We start from the raw sequence: 15150 nt of genomic DNA, 5'->3' as shown, positions 1-15150 counted from the left end.
ATACAAAGCGCTATCCGTAGCGGGCTTTGTGTTTCTCTGTCGATAACTATACCTAGTCGCACTTTGCAAGCTTAGATAAAAGCAGCGCGAACAACAGCTGATGGCATCTTAAGGCAACGTTTTTTCCATCGATAAGTGCACAATTCCAGCCGATAGAAACTCATCACCAAAAGGCGTAAAGCCCAGCTTGGCATAGAAATCAATCGCATGCTTTTGCGCACCAAGATAAACACGCGGGTAACCCTTCTGCTCTGCTTTCTGAACCAGAGACAACACAATTTTTGCACCTAAGCCCTGACCTCGGAAATCGCTAAGGATGGCGATACGTCCGATGTGGCCGTCAGCTAAAATTCGTCCAGTGCCTACGGGTTCACCATTCCACAGAATCAATGAATGCATTGCCACATTATCGAGTCCATCGAATTCAATTTCCGGGGAGATAGCCTGCTCGTTGATAAAAACACGTTCACGAATGGAACGAATATGCTGTTCATTTTCACCTTCAAAAGTGACGTTTACTACTTCAATCATCATTTACCTTTTTATTGTAATAACGCGGGGAATGCTGAGATAAAAGCAGCTTGTAGCTCCCCACTTGCCGCCACTATACATAGCCTTTAGGTATTTTATAAGTGCCTAAAAACACGATTTTTGTTGAATACGTTTGAGCCCGTGTAGCAATGAATGAAACACCCAAGGCTTTGGAGAAATTCAACGTATTTACGTCACTATTTTCTTAAGAATACTTCTATGTTTTATCCGTTTCACTAACTAGAGGTTGTATGACATTTTTAACTTCGATATCACGCCCTGTAAGCGTGCACAAAACAAGTCCAGGCTCTCTTATATCGGCACGATCAATGCGTTCGCCTTGTGGATTCCAGATCGTACTCTTACCACACGTCTCCCAACCACCTGTTTTTGAAATGTGATTACTTAAAAGCACTGGTATTCTTTGTTCCACCGCGATTTCGGATAAGATAATTGAATCTGGTGCGTAGCCGCCTTCAGAAATAAGAGCACTTGCGATATAGATATCAGCCCCTGACTCTCCAGCCCGTTTGGCATGATCCTTATGAACAAAATCCGCACAGATGGCTAATGCTGCTTTGTGTCCATTAATATTAAAAAAGTAATCAGAGGAGCCAGACGAGCAATACGTTTGTTCACCTTCATGCAGATATTGCTTGGCGTAAAAGGATACACGGCCATCAGGGAAACAAATCACGGCTCCGATTGCTGGCTTTTTTGTATTGGCGTACTTGAGAGGGCAACCCACGATGACAATGATCTTGTTTTCTACAGCGGCTCTGGATAATTGTTGAAAGTTTTCAGGTTCCGGCGCAAGAGCAAGCTCCTCTGCGAGATCGAGTTCATAACCCGTAAGTGATAACTCAGGAAATACGACGACATCAGCACCATTGCACGACGACAACGCGATCATATTGATATGACTGGTAAGATTGCACTCAACCTCTCCTCTTACAACAGGAATTTGAGCCAGACTGATTGTTACTGCGGTTTTCACATTCTTTCCTTAGTAGCTTAAGCAGCGGTAAAGTATGGTTCGAGAAAAAAACGGCGGATAGAAGAGACGTATACACTCTCTATCCCAGCAGCAACAAACGTTGCAACCATGATTTCTTTACTCAAAATGCTTACCCTGCTTGTTTAACCCAAGTCACATTTTCGCTGTCCGTTGGAATCTCGAACCAAGACCAAAATAGGTCCAGCATTTCTGGTGTCATATGATAAGACTTACTGTTTAGGTCTGCGTTACGTAGAGAGGCTCTTTGCTTACATGTATCAAAAGGCACGTCGAGATAATGAACTTCACTCTCAACACCAACGTCTGATGCCCATTTGATAAAGCTTTCGCGATCTGAGCTACGCCAGAAGCCGAAATCAAAAATAACAGGGACTCCGAGAGAAAACAGTTGTTGCGCTGATTCTTTGAAGAGGTCTTGCAGTGTCGCCAATCGTTGATCGAAGACTTCACGCTCCATGTGTTCGCCATACAAAGGAATCATCCATTCATCGATAGAGAAGCGAAAAGCACCATGCTTTTCTGCAAGGGCCTTTGAATACGTTGTTTTACCAGAACCAATAAAGCCACATACGAGATAGATTTTTGTCATAGAACCCTCACTAAGTAAGGATGAAAATAACATCTGAGCGAGACATTGCAACCGCTCCAACTAAGCGTGGGGTTAATCACATTCTTATTTTTCATAGTCTTCCATCTTAATACCGTCAATCACGTAGGCCGTATGTGCTAAGTCAGAGTCAGTACTTTCAGTTTTCAGTATGCCAACCACATACACAACATCCCATATCTCAGTAAGTGCAACCCCCTCTTCAAATGACACTCGGATAATTTGGTTTGGCGGCGGTGGAGGTACATGGATACATGCCCCAAAATATGGGACCAGTAAAAAGTCTGTCACTAGATCGCTGTCCCCCTCTAGCGGAATGACAAAGCCAGCAATTTTAACCTTTTGGCCGTTGAGCTCTTCACGAACAGTGTAAAGCTGGGATTGCTGAGCAGGAACATCACTAGAGTGATCCTTCACGAATGCACTATTATTTTGGTTTCGTTCACTAAATGGAATTAAGTCTATCCAACGCAACGTGCTTATCTCTAGTTCAGGCTTAGCTATAGCAAATTGTGGCGACATGCTAACAATGAGTAACAATAAGGTGTAAGCAATAATTTTTAAATTTTTCATTGGTAACTCTTTATATTCAGATTATTTAAACACCCTTTACATAGGTATTTAATTCCACGAGAAAAATACTTAGTAACGAGGGCGAAATTCAACCCTCGTCAATTGAAAGCTTTTGTGTTCTAACTACATAAACTTTAATTCACCTTGTTTTTATATATTTTTCCATCCTTCATAATAAGAACAAATTTTTCTTCCGCATTAGCCACAAGCATTATGTCTTCTAACGGATTGCCATCGATAAGGATTAAGTCTGCTAACGCATCCTTCTCAATCACACCTAATTTCCCCGGGTATGGGTCACGCGGACCACTCAATTTAAGCAGCTGTGCATTATCGTGAGTCGCCATTTTTAATATTTCCCATGGTTCGAACCATGGTGTTAATTTTGTAAGGAATTTTCCTTGCTTGTTAGCCAATGAAGGGTCAAACAACATATCGGTACCAAATGCAATGGGAACACCGTACTTTTTCGCAAGCTCAATGCCTCTCGCCGTACCCTTAGTAACCAATTTAAACTTCGCTTCTTGGAACGAGCCAGGAGGAAAAGGAATAGCATCTTCATCGTCGAAGATCGGTTGCATGCTTAACCACGCACCTTTCTCCTTCATCATTTTGAAGGTTTCTTCAGACAAAAGGTTTCCGTGTTCAATACTCTTCACACCCGCTTTTAGTGCAGTCTGAGCTCCTTTATTCGTAAAGACATGCACCATTACATAAGTATTCCAGCTTTCCGCTACGTCAACCGCAGCTTTGAACTCCTCATAAGTGTACTCGGCAACATCAATTGGGTCATAACTTGATGACACACCACCACCAGCAGCAAGTTTTATCTGTGTAGCACCCAATCGTAGTTGCTCACGCACTCTCTTGGTTACCTCTGGAACTCCGTCCGCTACAATGGCTAAGCTATTTCGCTCAAGGTAGTTGAGCGGGTCATTGCTATTCGCCGGAACATCAAAACGACCACGATAGTCAAAATGCCCCGATGTTTGGCTGATCGGCCCACCCGAGGGGTATATTCTAGGGCCATCAATTAAACCTTCATCGCTCGCTTGCTTAATCGCAAAAGGGTTGCCACCAGCATCTCGAATTGTAGTAAACCCTCTCATCAAAGTGTTGTTCGCTCCCTTTGCGGCAACAAGGTTTAAGTAACCAAAGTCTGAATTCATTAATTCTCTCATAGAAGCATTCGCAAACATGGTATGCCAGTGAGCATCTATTAGGCCGGGGATTAGCGTTTTGCCTTTTGCGTCAATCACCGTAACCTCTTTTGGTTCCGAGATACTTCTACCCATCGCAGTAATTTTATTGCCTTCCACTAATACGCTCATACCCTTTTTAAGGTGTTTGCTTGTACCATCAAATACATTGGCATTTTTAATTAACGTCGACGATGCATTTGCACCTAAGGATATGGCTAGTAGAATAAAGCCAAATATACTCCCACCTACATTAATTCGATCTTTAGCATTGTTCATATAATCACTTTTAATTTTAAGTTAGAAATAAAAATAGAAACTTGTAAATAATTCTTCATTTAATGAGTGTGAATTAAAGTTGCTCCTACCTCATATGTTTGTAATTATAAAAACACTGCATAATATTAAAATGTCATTTTACGCCAATTGTACTAGAGTTATTTATTAGTAGAATTTTGGTTTCCACCCACTGATTGATCCCTACTTTATTGAGGTGCCATCTTCTTCACCAAGATCATACCAATACCATGAATTAGAGGAGTTTTATGAAAGCAAGTAACCTCAAAATCGCTCACCGGCGTCTCTTCTCCCATTTTTACGACGCGTTAGCTGAGCTCTCTCCAACTTTGAAAACTAAGCTAGATCATCCACAATTTAGCCAGGATGGCTTGCTGCTTGCCGATTCTTGGATATTGATTGATGAGCTTATTGCTGTGCTACAGGAACTAACTAGAGAGAAGCGACTGGATATACTAATTAAAGCCAGTCAAGAGTTTGATATTTCACAAATTTCGGAAGAACTGATCGAAGAAAATAGACCTCCAACTCTTGGTCAGGCGCTAAATATATTACTATCCAAAATATCCCACATCACATCTCAAGCAAAAGCATGGCTTAGTTATGGGGAAGATGGAAGATGGTACTTATGTCACGATAGCGGATATTCAAATCTCAGTGTGGGAAAAGCGGAGTTTGATATCTACAGAAACTTACTCTTGATTTCCTTCTGCCAACTTTACTTAGGCGAAGAGTGGCAGCCTGAGTTTGTTTGGGTCACAGCTAAAACGGAAACTTCCCTTGCTCAGTCTAAATTGAGTATTGAGGTTATTGGTCAACAGCACTTCTCTGGCTTTGCTATTCCACTATCCGAGAAAATAGAAAACCCATCTGGTATCAAGGATTGGTCTTTAAGCGAATCAATATCTTTAGTACTAGACAACTACGTCGTCGTTGAAAATATGACCACTCACTCTTTTGCAAAGCTGGTTGGCATGAGTGTCAGGACATTGCAGCGGAGACTTCATGACGAACAAGTAACATTCCGAGATCTACTACTGGATTCTAGACTAGGCTATGCGATCAAAACCTTTAAAAATGACAACCGCTTGCAAGTAGAAGAAATCGCAGCACGCTGCGGTTATAGCGATGTAGCCAACTTTAGACGGGCATTCAAAAAGCGCTATAACATGACGTTCAATCAGTATATGAATAAAATGCTGTGATACTTAGCGGCATTTTATTTATGCGGTTTAAGCTAACTTTTCTAGCGTATTATCTTCTTTAAGTAAGTTAATCAACGGCAGAAACAGTGGCTCTGGTAAATCATCTAGCCGACACCATTTCCATTGCTTACATTTATCCGGCTCTGTGACTTGTGGTTCGCCACTGGCACTCGATGCAACGACAAACAAGGTGACGTAGTGCTTACCTTCTTTCTCAAAGATATCATTCGTAAAAGTGAACTTTTCTATTGAATCAACGATTAGGCCCGTTTCTTCAAGCACTTCTCGCTTCGCACAATCTTCTATACTCTCACCAAGTTCAAGGTGCCCGCCGGGTGTAGCCCAAGTATTCGCACCATGAGATCCAACTCTCTCACCGAGTAATATTGCCCCATCACGAAGGATGATGGTCGCCACTCCAACTCTTACTTGTTTATTCATGTATCGTCCATTTCAACCCGCTACGTCCACTTTATTAGCTTGTCGAGCGTAGCATTTTAATTCGTTTATTATTGCGCTACCGTTTTAGCGTTAGGCTCTGGCTTGGACCATTTTATGATCGCTCTCAAATTCATCGAGAAGAAAATAACGTTAGCGATGATCATAGCGACACTGCCCGTCAAATAGCCAACGGCCACCCAACTTGTATTGCCGCACATCATCAATATGAATCCAATTTTGTTTTTATTACCGATCTGCCAAATCGCGAGAAAAGTGAGCACCATAGCTACCCAATCGATGCCATAGTATTGAAAGTATTGCATTTTATATTTTCCCTTTCATGGTATTAGAAACGATATAGATCACATCAGGCCTAGGAATCATATTGATACCAAGGCAAGCGACGGCAAACAGTAAAATTGAGCTCAGATCCATTTTTCTCCATGAGGCTTCATACAACATGTGTTATTTATCGGGGTTATAGTGCCGATCAATTTTAATAAATTCAAGCTATGTATAAAAATATAAACCATTAATATCAAACACTTAAATAACAATAAGCACATTAAGAGATATCTTTTTTGTTCGAGAAAAATAGCTGAAAAACATTGAAGTCACGCTTGCAGCATTGAAATATTATGTTACATTCATGCTCAACTTGATCACAACCAAGTGCCGGGAAAAGCCGACCTTGCGTAACACTCCTCTCCATTACGCAACATCCCACCAACAAAACCTAACTCATACTCAATGCCCCGTTTTGCGGAGCATGTATTTCTTGTTATTAGAATAATCACAGTGGATTAACTATGTTTTTCATATCTCATGAGGGAAAGTGGTTTCGATTTTTAATGGTGTTTATCTTCCTTGGTGCCGCAATGGAGACGGATATCTATTTACCAACATTTCCCGATATACTCAGCGATTTCAACACCAATGCTGTTATGGTTCAGCGCATTTTGAGCTACAACTTTATTGGTATCTGTCTCGGCTCTTTATTATACGGTCCTCTATCCGATCATTTTGGCCGCAGAAAAGTGTTAATGTTTGGTTTTAGCATTTTTCTTACCGCAAGCATTGGCTGTATCTTTTCGACAAGTATTGAACAGCTGCTGGCATTTCGACTATTGCAAGGCTTCGGAAGCTCAGCATGTGTGATAGTGGGTACGGCAATGATCTTCGATTTATTCGAGGAAGAATCAGCAGCAAAACTCATTTCTGACTTAAACACTTTGGTGGTTAGTCTCATGGCTTTTGCTCCACTCATTGGTGGATGGATCAGCTTACATATGGGCTACAAAGCAAACTTCGTTTTTATCGCAGTTCTCGTGCTTATTTCCGCACTCAAATGTTTCCTGTTCTTGCCAGAATCTCTCGCTGTGAACAAAAGAAAGAAACTAGCACCAAAGCGTATTCTCAGTGATTATAAGACGGTCTTATCGTCCACTGAGTTTTGGTACAACACATTAGTCACCAGTTTGATCCTTGGTGCCTACATGATTTATGTGTCAAACATGTCCTTGCTGTATATCGATAAGTTGGGGGTTAGCCCAAAGCAGTTCCCGTTTTACCAAATGGCGACACTCGGCACATTTGTCTTGGTAAGTTTGAACAACTCACGCTTGATAGATAAGTTCGGTGTTGAAAAGCTTAAAGCAACTGGCCTTGGACTGATATTCGCTAATACCCTGATATTTTTCATATCACCGTCGAATTTACTGGATTCACCAGTATTCTTAACGGCAACCATGTGTTTGTTTTCGATTGGTGCAGGCTTATCGATAGGTTTATTTTTTGCAAAATCAATGCAGGTATTTCCAGAACTCACGGGCATTGCGGCATCTCTAGTGACAGCGATAAGACTGTTTATAGTATCTGCCGCTATCGATATTGGCAGTAATGCTTACAAGGGAACATCGCAGTCAGTCGTCCAAATCATGACGCTTGTCGTTCTCGTTTTGGCTACCCTTTGGCTGGCGAATTATGTACGCATGAAAACAATGTCAGGTTTATCAGACGCCAACTAGTCACTCGAAAAATAAGGAGAGCATGTCAACGCCCTCCTTGTCACTGTAGGGTACTTATAGATTCTTAATGATCTACTTGGAACGATGTTGGGAATAAACTCGCTCCAGTTTATCCAAAAACGTATGGAGCTTAAAATATGACTCGGTTATCAGTACACTCTTGAACTGATAATCGGGGTCTTATATAGACAATCAGATAAAACAAAGGCGAGCTAAACCGCTCGCCTTTGCAATGTTGAATTTGGCAACCCAGATTAATCTTGTGGATTTTCTTTCGCGTTGATCTCTGCGTATGTGTGCAGAAGCTCTGTCAGAGTTTTCACCCAAGCGAAAACATCTGTTGGTGTGTTTTCTAGTAGCTTTTCTACTTGTTCACAATGGGTTTCCAGTGTGATTGCTTCTTCAAGACGGAATGAAATTGCATAGAAGTGCCAAAGGACTAGACGTGTCATTCGCTCGCTGTTTTGCTTCGCGTTATCCGATTCATCAAACGCTTGTTGAATTCCACTTAGCGCGATTGCTGTCATACGTAACATCGCATCCAGGCGCGCCGACAACATGCGGTCTTCACTGTCTACTTCTTCTTGATCAAAGGTAAACAGCTCGTTCATCACGTCTTCTGGTACCATTTTGCCGATCATGCGCGCACTGAACTCTTCCAGTTCATGGCGTGGCATAGTCACTAGACAATCGAATGTGTAATCACGAAGCATAAAATCACTCTACATTAGTTATCACTTTTAGGGTGCGCATTCTAAAGACTGTGGCTTCAATTACCAGCGTTTATTATCTTTGATGTAAATACAAACGCAGATAACAGAGGTTAATCGGAAGATTTACTCTTCTGAAAATACTGGAAAACTTTCCAAACAAGGAACCCCGCAACGCCAACAATTAATGCTGAACGAAGCAGAATAGGTGCATCGTGTTCTAGCTGGCTAGCATGAGGGACAATACTTGCAAATAAACGACTGGTAAAAAGCAGCCCCATCACCAACATAATAATTTTGTTCATACGATCTACCCATTCCAATACAAGCACAGCAAACAACGATCAATCTACTTGCCAACAAGGGCAAACCTGCCCTGAGTGAACGTAAAAGAATGCGCGTCTTGGGGTTAGCCGTCAATGCGTGGACGAGTAAGCTAATATTGCAAATGTGAGGGTGCGCTTAGCGATTTTGGCTACATAAATCTTAAGTGCCGCACCTTAACTACCAAAAAACTCATCTCGCCGTTCTTCGAGCCACAAGTCATAGTTTTTCATCACTTTGGAGAACTGAGTGCTCTGAATGTAACCGTTCAACCACGCTTTTAAGTTCGGGTATGGACTTTGACGAAACCATTGCTTGTCGATGCGAGCGTATTTTCGAATGAATGGCAGTATGGCGATATCAACTAAGCTCTCTTGGTTTGAGAGTAGAAAAGCGTGCTCCGTTAAACGTGATTCAAGCTTTATGAGTTCGGCTTCACACACTTGTCGCAGCTCTGTGACGTTGTCTTCATGGTAACGCTTGGCACACCCAAATGCGTTCATTGCGTGAACAAACTGAATCTCGAAAAGTTCGATGGTCTCCAGCATACGAGGCAAAGCATCAGGGTTATCACTTCTCATCAAGTTATCCGGATCATTCTTACCCAATGCCCAAATCATGATATCTAAGCTTTCTTCGAGTACTTGATTAGGAGCCAAACCATCCTTTTGCTCTGATTGAGAAATCACTAGTACAGGCACACTTCCCTTCGGTGAAGCTTCTAACATCTCCAATGGTTTGTTATCGAGCTTGATGGAACGCATTAAGACGCGTTGCTGGGCTTTGAACAATGCAAGTCGAGCTCGAATCGCGTAGGGGCAATTGTGCAATGAGTAAAGGATCGGCACAGAATCATTGTTGCTCTTGAGCGCCATCTTTAAACGTCCTTCTTAATACTATCCCGCCTTTAGAGTAGCAAAACTTCCTAGCCCTATTCCATATAGAGCCCCAAAATCTTCATTTGAAACCATTCAAACTTCAAAAAGAGGAAATAACTCTGCGGAAACTTCACCGCGTTTTGTGCTCATTGCTGTGCTTAAAATAGTAACGAAACCAATGCCATCACCCCCAGTAACACGTGAGTGAGAACCGCATGAATAGCGATGCGAAACAACTACTTGAACATTTGTGCAACCAATACGACAAACTATCACAGGACCTAGAATTCCGCCCTTTCCCTGAGTTTTCAGAAACCATTTCTCACCCATTAGGGAACTGCTTCGTTCATTGCTCCGTAGGTAGCCAACGCTTTTCGATTGTTTCAGTTAACTTCGCTCCCAAGATCAGAGGACAAGGTGTTTTTACATCATTTCTTAGTTACGTTAGAAATCACCCGTACCAGTATCAAGGCGTTGAAGTCGCTATCATTGAAAACCAACATCTGGCTAAGCGGTTACTGTCGCGGGGATGGGAATATAAATCGCTGTTTAGCCGACTCTTTTTTTCGCACAAACCGACTCTGATTAAAGACTTTCAATACACGCCGTAACTTGTGGTGTCGTTCGGTTAATCGCCTTTCAACATCTCGATAAAAGCTTGCCTTGATTGCTGAGAGCTGTCGCGATGTGTGGTGTATTCTACATGCGTACCTTTATCGGCTGTCTCTGATAACTCAATCCCCCACAGAGCATTGAACTCATTTGGTACGATAGAGTAACGCACGTCAATGACTCGCAATCCTTTGTTTGGGTCTCTGGCGATGAATCCATCAGAAAACCAACGAAATCGTTCAATGTCTTTGGCTTGCTGCGATACAGGATCCAACCATGGAAAATCTGCAGCCACATTCAACTTGGCAATGGATTCTCCGGTATACGTTTTTATTGAACTCCCTGCTCTTATGGCATCAACGTAGTAATGGTGTTCGGTTTCGTAGATGACTTTCCAAACCAAGGTATTTGCGAACGTGGGTTTGGCTTCTAATCGTTGGGGTGCATGCCGCCTTGCTTCAGCCAACGCCCAACCTGCCTCTTCTGCCCGGTCTCTTTGATACATGCCAAATGTGAGATAAGCAAGCGCCCAAACTACAGCAATACGCGGATACCGAGGGTTACGCTTCATCAGGCCAAGTATCAAAGTGAACAAGATTGGTAACGTAAAAAGAGGGTCAATCACGGAAACCGTACTCCAAGAATAACGGGTATCGGTAAACGGCCATAAGAGCTGGGTTCCGTAGCTGGTACATGCGTCCAATAAGCCATGTGTAGCGTAGCCTAATCCGCAATACCACCAGCTTTGTTTGAAGGATAATCCACCTTTTTTAGCAATAAGTGGATGTAATATCAGGGCACAGATAAAGCTTCCAATAGGGATAAAGAAAAGTGAATGTGTGAACTGTCGGTGAAATTCCAAAAACAGCAATGGATCATTGGTTGATCGGATCAATATGTCCAAGTCTGGCGCCATGCCTGCAAGTAAGCCAAGTGCTCCAGCAACCACTAAATGCTGCTTTTTACTCGCTGATAGGGACAAGGATGCCCCAATTAATCCTTGAGTTAATGGATCCACGGTTTGTTCACTCTGCTGTGCTTAAAAACGAGAAATCTTTGCCCCATAAAATCTCCGTATTTAAATAAAGGAACGACTTTAATCTGTGACTCCGAAAGCGATTGAAAAATAAAGCGTTAGTTTTAGTGTAGATGGATTAGGTTCGTTCGCGAGTTTGTCTTAAATACGACTCAGAAGTAGGGTTTGACGTTTCAACTTATGTCAGTCTCTCTATGAGTCTTCTATTCAGGTATAATCCCGCATCCAATATTTGGAGTATAAACGTCTACATCACTCAACCTTTACCACAGTCGAGGCATCTCTTGCAGCTAACCAGCTTTAAATACAAAACGCGTAAAGGCCCTGATTATCGTCACGGCGACCAAGTGTCGTTCATCGATATTAAAGAGACGTTTGGCATCGGTGGTATTCGTATTGGTAAGTGGGTGAACAATGAAGAAAAAGATCTCGCCGCGAACTTGATCTTCGATTCTTTAGCAGACTTGGCCTTTATATTGGCGCTGCCTCCTTCTGCTATTGGTCTTCGTGGTAACCTAAATCTTGCTTTCGGAACTGGGGGACGAAAAGGCGTTCAAGCGCATTACGCCCCGAATCAGCGCGAGTTGGCATTAGCGAAAAACGCAGGAGCCGGAGCTCTGGCCCATGAGTTTTGGCACGCATTTGACCATTACATTGCTGAAAAGGCGTTTGATATTGGCGACCGTTCCGGCCCTCAGCGTAAGACGATTTTCGCCAGCGATTGTTGGCTTCAAAATGCCGACCATTTTCCCCACGTATTGAACGAGCGCTTACTCAAGATTTTCGATGCGACCTTGCTCACACCAGACGGCCAAGATAGACACGATTATGTGTCTCGAAGTGTAAAAGCGGACCAAGCAATGGGATCGAGCTACTTTTCACAGCCTACTGAGATGATGGCAAGAGCCTTTGAGGCCGTCGTAGAGTCATGCTCTGGCATAGAGAACGCTTATCTAGTTTCGGGTACAATCAAGCCTGATACCTTGCCCCTCTATCCCGATATAGCGCACAGACATGTCATTAATGACGCACTGCAAGCGTACTTTCGCCCTTTGGGAGATGCCCTAAGTCGTTGATATGTTAATAGCGACTACTCATCATTATCTCGCTCAGTTTGAGCATAAACCTTTCCCATCAATCTCAAAAAGGTTTATACATAACATTATGTTATTCAAGCTGCTGAATATTTCATGACGTCAAAAGAAATTCTAAAAATTCGCAATGTCCGCTGTTTCCTTATGTTCCGAACCAGCTATTTTGCGCGCTTCTATTATCCCGTATTTACCCTGCTCTATTTGGACTACGGGTTAACACTTTCTCAGTTTGCCATGCTCAATGTCGTGTGGGCGGCGACCATTGTTTTAGCTGAAGTACCGTCTGGCGCCTTCGCTGATACGCTAGGTCGTAAAAGGCTGGTGGTTTTATCATCACTCGTCATGTTCATCGAAATCGCAATGATCGCCTTTGTCCCAACCGTGAACCCCACTTTTGTTTTCATTGTATTTTTGATTAACCGAGTATTGAGCGGCTTAGCGATGGCGTTGGCAAGCGGCGCCGATGAAGCATTGGCGTACGATACGTTAAAAGAACAAGGCAAAGAGGAGCTGTGGCCACGTGTGTTGCAGATTCAACTTCGCCTTTCGTCAAGCGTTGGTATTGTTGTCACACTATTGGGGCAGCCATGTACGACGTTAACTTTATGGCATCGGTGTATCATTTCCTTGGACTGGCAGAGCCAGAAACGACCCAAGACATCATGCGCATCCCTGTTTACGCGACATTGCTTGTTGCGTTGATTGCCATCTACGCGGCGCTGGGCATGAGAGAAGCAAAAAGGGTTATTCCTAGCAACGAGAATAAATTAGCTTCGACCATAGCAAGTATGAAACTGACGCTCAACACAGCGAAATGGGTACTGTCTACGCCTTACGTACTGTTTATCTTGCTTTATTACAGTTTGTTCGAACACACTTCGCGCATGTTTTTAACCATGAACAGTCAGTACTATCGCGCAATTGATATTCCAATTATTTACTTCGGTTTTATCGGGGCTGGCATTAGCTTATTGCAGATCATCTTGGCTGGTAAAAGCCGCCGATTGGTAGAAAGCATGGCGCCGAAGACGTTTATCTTAGTCATGGGAATGGCCACAATGGCAACTTACTATTGGATTAGTATGGGCTGGTCGATTTATGGGGTAATTCCTGCGCTGATTCTGATCTTTATTATCATGACCATGAACATCTTCATCAGTTACCACCTGAACAAAAAGACCGAGTCACATAACCGAGCAACGGTATTGAGCTTCAAAGGTTTGATGTTCAACCTAGGCTACGGTTTGATCGGTATGCTCTATGCCTATTACTACAAGCTACTATCGCAAAACTACAGCGAGGAACAGATAGAACAGCACATTGATTTTATCGCGTCCCTGTCTTCGTTCTTCTATTACTTTACGTTCTTATTTGTCGCAATCAGCGTCTTTTTCTATATGAAAGACAAAAAACAGGCGATCTTTTAGATCGCCTGTTGGTAGGAAGGTTCAAACTACCACGTTCTATCTAAGTCTTTTGCATACAGAGATATCGCACGCTGATACGCTTTAATGGCTTCACTGTTCGTAGTTGAAACCAATAACTCTAGTAATAACGACGTTGCTTCTTTATGACGACCGAGGTTGTATAAACACATCGCGTAAAACGGCTGAACTTCTACCGCATTAGGGTATTCGTTGATGGTTTGCTCGAAGTAACTTAGTGCCTCTTGGTACTCTCCAAGGCTACGGTAAGTACTCGCGAGACCAAATAAAGCATCGAACCTTTCATCAGCAGAAAGTATCCCTTCAAGAGACGCCGTATAGTGCTTAATGGCTGCTTGTTCTTTACCTTCATTATCGTAAGACCATGCAATATGCAGGTGAGCTTTCGCCGCGTAATTCTCATCACCTAATAGCGTTGTGAGCAACGCTCTAGACTCTTGGTAATTGGACGCTTTGCGTAGCTCAATGGCCTGCTGGATGACTGATTCCATCATTTTCTTCCTTTGAAATTGCATCTATTTATATCTGTAGCGATTCGCTCTACGTCATTGGCCGCATTAAAACACGCTATCATGCCAACTTTGGCTTTTTGAAGTAATAACGGTAGTAGCCCACAAGGTTGCTGGAGATAAATAGGACTTCCATTAGCACAGCGGTTGGTGAACCAATAAGGTAATTATGAAGCAACCAGAAGGAAGTGCCGACAATCATCAGCTGACGTAAGCGGCGATCATCCTCTTGAAACGCCGCCATTGTTTGAAAGACAGAGCCGAAGCAACTTACGATACTCGTTACGCCCGTAAACGTCACACCTGTCGCAATAACCGACGCGCCACAGAATAAATACTTTAGCTTTGAAGAGGTTGAGAAGATGCTGATCAGATAACGCACAGTAGCGATCCCCATCAGAGAGGCGCCTGTCCATTGCTCCAATAATGCAAAATGGCTAGATATTAAAACGCCGGCACAGAATAAACTGGCAACAATCTTCTTTCTCTCTTTGAATTGAAACGACAACAAATCGAAGCAAATGGCAATTGCTACGAGTACCTGTGACAAGAAAAACGCATCCATACCTACACCTACTGTTACAAATTCTTACAACTGGCGCAGCGTATGATCGACTTCGAAATGACACCACTATCTTCGTGCC

The 15150-nt window shown here is 42.8% G+C and carries 17 protein-coding genes and 2 pseudogenes; 5 read left to right on the top strand and 14 right to left on the bottom strand.

Translation table 11 applies throughout. The features are described 5' to 3' along the window. Nucleotides 1-108: 108 nt before the first annotated feature. The 5 genes from KHO06_RS21080 to KHO06_RS21060 all read right to left on the bottom strand — a co-directional run bounded on the left by KHO06_RS21080 (nucleotide 109) and on the right by KHO06_RS21060 (nucleotide 4207). Nucleotides 109-531, bottom strand: coding sequence for a GNAT family N-acetyltransferase (locus KHO06_RS21080; RefSeq protein ID WP_212583416.1), 423 nt, complete (start codon nucleotides 529-531; stop codon nucleotides 109-111). A 217-nt stretch (nucleotides 532-748) separates the two neighbouring features. After that, complete coding sequence (locus KHO06_RS21075) at nucleotides 749-1528, bottom strand: carbon-nitrogen hydrolase family protein (RefSeq protein WP_212583328.1); 780 nt, start codon at nucleotides 1526-1528, stop codon at nucleotides 749-751. 130 nt (nucleotides 1529-1658) lie between these two features. Further along, nucleotides 1659-2138, bottom strand: coding sequence for an ATP-binding protein (locus tag KHO06_RS21070; protein WP_212583327.1), 480 nt, complete (start codon nucleotides 2136-2138; stop codon nucleotides 1659-1661). 84 nt (nucleotides 2139-2222) lie between these two features. Continuing rightward, nucleotides 2223-2678, bottom strand: coding sequence for a DUF3299 domain-containing protein (locus tag KHO06_RS21065; RefSeq protein WP_045420842.1), 456 nt, complete (start codon nucleotides 2676-2678; stop codon nucleotides 2223-2225). Between the two features lie 185 nt (nucleotides 2679-2863). Beyond that, nucleotides 2864-4207: an amidohydrolase family protein gene (locus KHO06_RS21060; protein ID WP_050910084.1), complete on the bottom strand. Its 1344-nt coding sequence runs from the start codon at nucleotides 4205-4207 to the stop codon at nucleotides 2864-2866. A gap of 266 nt (nucleotides 4208-4473) precedes the next feature. Between KHO06_RS21060 and KHO06_RS21055 the strand changes: the two genes are divergently transcribed. Further along, the gene (locus KHO06_RS21055; protein WP_212583326.1) at nucleotides 4474-5430 is read left to right on the top strand and encodes a helix-turn-helix domain-containing protein; all 957 of its coding nucleotides are present in this window, start codon (nucleotides 4474-4476) and stop codon (nucleotides 5428-5430) included. A 27-nt stretch (nucleotides 5431-5457) separates the two neighbouring features. Here the strand turns inward: KHO06_RS21055 and KHO06_RS21050 are convergent, their stop codons facing one another. From KHO06_RS21050 to KHO06_RS21040, 3 genes and pseudogenes are all read right to left on the bottom strand, one after another. Continuing rightward, nucleotides 5458-5871, bottom strand: a complete 414-nt coding sequence (locus KHO06_RS21050) for an NUDIX hydrolase (RefSeq protein WP_050909557.1) — start codon at nucleotides 5869-5871, stop codon at nucleotides 5458-5460. A 68-nt stretch (nucleotides 5872-5939) separates the two neighbouring features. After that, on the bottom strand, nucleotides 5940-6194 hold the full coding sequence (locus KHO06_RS21045; protein ID WP_005533194.1) for a hypothetical protein: 255 nt from the start codon (nucleotides 6192-6194) through the stop codon (nucleotides 5940-5942). A 4-nt stretch (nucleotides 6195-6198) separates the two neighbouring features. Further along, nucleotides 6199-6306 (bottom strand): annotated as a pseudogene (locus KHO06_RS21040) (LysE family translocator); the annotation flags it as partial. A 374-nt stretch (nucleotides 6307-6680) separates the two neighbouring features. On the opposite strand from KHO06_RS21040, the gene KHO06_RS21035 reads away from it, so the two are divergent. Next, on the top strand, nucleotides 6681-7898 hold the full coding sequence (locus tag KHO06_RS21035) for a multidrug effflux MFS transporter (protein WP_045420692.1): 1218 nt from the start codon (nucleotides 6681-6683) through the stop codon (nucleotides 7896-7898). A gap of 254 nt (nucleotides 7899-8152) precedes the next feature. Here the strand turns inward: KHO06_RS21035 and KHO06_RS21030 are convergent, their stop codons facing one another. From KHO06_RS21030 to KHO06_RS21020, 3 genes are all read right to left on the bottom strand, one after another. Then, nucleotides 8153-8611, bottom strand: a complete 459-nt coding sequence (locus KHO06_RS21030; protein ID WP_212583325.1) for an exoribonuclease R — start codon at nucleotides 8609-8611, stop codon at nucleotides 8153-8155. A gap of 110 nt (nucleotides 8612-8721) precedes the next feature. Next, complete coding sequence (locus KHO06_RS21025; protein ID WP_038889301.1) at nucleotides 8722-8913, bottom strand: hypothetical protein; 192 nt, start codon at nucleotides 8911-8913, stop codon at nucleotides 8722-8724. A 195-nt stretch (nucleotides 8914-9108) separates the two neighbouring features. Then, a complete protein-coding gene (locus KHO06_RS21020; protein WP_212583324.1) occupies nucleotides 9109-9807 on the bottom strand; it encodes a glutathione S-transferase in 699 nt (232 codons plus the stop codon). A gap of 218 nt (nucleotides 9808-10025) precedes the next feature. Between KHO06_RS21020 and KHO06_RS21015 the strand changes: the two genes are divergently transcribed. Continuing rightward, nucleotides 10026-10421, top strand: a complete 396-nt coding sequence (locus tag KHO06_RS21015; RefSeq protein ID WP_077263157.1) for a hypothetical protein — start codon at nucleotides 10026-10028, stop codon at nucleotides 10419-10421. A gap of 17 nt (nucleotides 10422-10438) precedes the next feature. On the opposite strand, the gene KHO06_RS21010 is transcribed toward KHO06_RS21015, so the two are convergent. Further along, nucleotides 10439-11440: a metal-dependent hydrolase gene (locus tag KHO06_RS21010; protein ID WP_212583323.1), complete on the bottom strand. Its 1002-nt coding sequence runs from the start codon at nucleotides 11438-11440 to the stop codon at nucleotides 10439-10441. A 302-nt stretch (nucleotides 11441-11742) separates the two neighbouring features. On the opposite strand from KHO06_RS21010, the gene KHO06_RS21005 reads away from it, so the two are divergent. Both KHO06_RS21005 and KHO06_RS21000 read left to right on the top strand, forming a co-directional pair. Then, nucleotides 11743-12534 carry a CLCA_X family protein gene (locus KHO06_RS21005; protein WP_212583322.1) on the top strand — a complete coding sequence of 264 codons (792 nt, stop codon included), beginning with the start codon at nucleotides 11743-11745 and terminating at the stop codon, nucleotides 12532-12534. Between the two features lie 114 nt (nucleotides 12535-12648). After that, nucleotides 12649-13979: pseudogene (locus KHO06_RS21000) on the top strand (MFS transporter). Nucleotides 13980-14005: 26 nt separating this feature from the next. Here the strand turns inward: KHO06_RS21000 and KHO06_RS20995 are convergent. Together KHO06_RS20995 and KHO06_RS20990 are read right to left on the bottom strand one after the other, a co-directional pair. Further along, nucleotides 14006-14488: a tetratricopeptide repeat protein gene (locus tag KHO06_RS20995; RefSeq protein WP_212583415.1), complete on the bottom strand. Its 483-nt coding sequence runs from the start codon at nucleotides 14486-14488 to the stop codon at nucleotides 14006-14008. A gap of 79 nt (nucleotides 14489-14567) precedes the next feature. Then, on the bottom strand, nucleotides 14568-15071 hold the full coding sequence (locus KHO06_RS20990) for a YgjV family protein (RefSeq protein ID WP_005431266.1): 504 nt from the start codon (nucleotides 15069-15071) through the stop codon (nucleotides 14568-14570). Nucleotides 15072-15150: the final 79 nt, after the last annotated feature.

This window comes from Vibrio sp. B1FIG11 (genome assembly GCF_905175335.1).
Taxonomy (GTDB): domain Bacteria; phylum Pseudomonadota; class Gammaproteobacteria; order Enterobacterales; family Vibrionaceae; genus Vibrio; species Vibrio campbellii.
The sequence above is the reverse complement of the archived record's forward strand: the minus strand, read 5'-3'. Positions and strand labels throughout refer to the sequence as shown.

Coding starts and splice junctions, on each gene's coding strand:
- KHO06_RS21080 (WP_212583416.1), bottom strand. CDS start 531: ATGATTGAAGTAGTAAACGTCACTTTTGAAGGTGAAAATGAACAGCAT.
- KHO06_RS21070 (WP_212583327.1), bottom strand. CDS start 2,138: ATGACAAAAATCTATCTCGTATGTGGCTTTATTGGTTCTGGTAAAACA.
- KHO06_RS21065 (WP_045420842.1), bottom strand. CDS start 2,678: ATGTCGCCACAATTTGCTATAGCTAAGCCTGAACTAGAGATAAGCACG.
- KHO06_RS21060 (WP_050910084.1), bottom strand. CDS start 4,207: ATGAACAATGCTAAAGATCGAATTAATGTAGGTGGGAGTATATTTGGC.
- KHO06_RS21055 (WP_212583326.1), top strand. CDS start 4,474: ATGAAAGCAAGTAACCTCAAAATCGCTCACCGGCGTCTCTTCTCCCAT.
- KHO06_RS21050 (WP_050909557.1), bottom strand. CDS start 5,871: ATGAATAAACAAGTAAGAGTTGGAGTGGCGACCATCATCCTTCGTGAT.
- KHO06_RS21045 (WP_005533194.1), bottom strand. CDS start 6,194: ATGCAATACTTTCAATACTATGGCATCGATTGGGTAGCTATGGTGCTC.
- KHO06_RS21035 (WP_045420692.1), top strand. CDS start 6,681: ATGTTTTTCATATCTCATGAGGGAAAGTGGTTTCGATTTTTAATGGTG.
- KHO06_RS21030 (WP_212583325.1), bottom strand. CDS start 8,611: ATGCTTCGTGATTACACATTCGATTGTCTAGTGACTATGCCACGCCAT.
- KHO06_RS21025 (WP_038889301.1), bottom strand. CDS start 8,913: ATGAACAAAATTATTATGTTGGTGATGGGGCTGCTTTTTACCAGTCGT.
- KHO06_RS21020 (WP_212583324.1), bottom strand. CDS start 9,807: ATGGCGCTCAAGAGCAACAATGATTCTGTGCCGATCCTTTACTCATTG.
- KHO06_RS21015 (WP_077263157.1), top strand. CDS start 10,026: ATGAATAGCGATGCGAAACAACTACTTGAACATTTGTGCAACCAATAC.
- KHO06_RS20995 (WP_212583415.1), bottom strand. CDS start 14,488: ATGGAATCAGTCATCCAGCAGGCCATTGAGCTACGCAAAGCGTCCAAT.
- KHO06_RS20990 (WP_005431266.1), bottom strand. CDS start 15,071: ATGGATGCGTTTTTCTTGTCACAGGTACTCGTAGCAATTGCCATTTGC.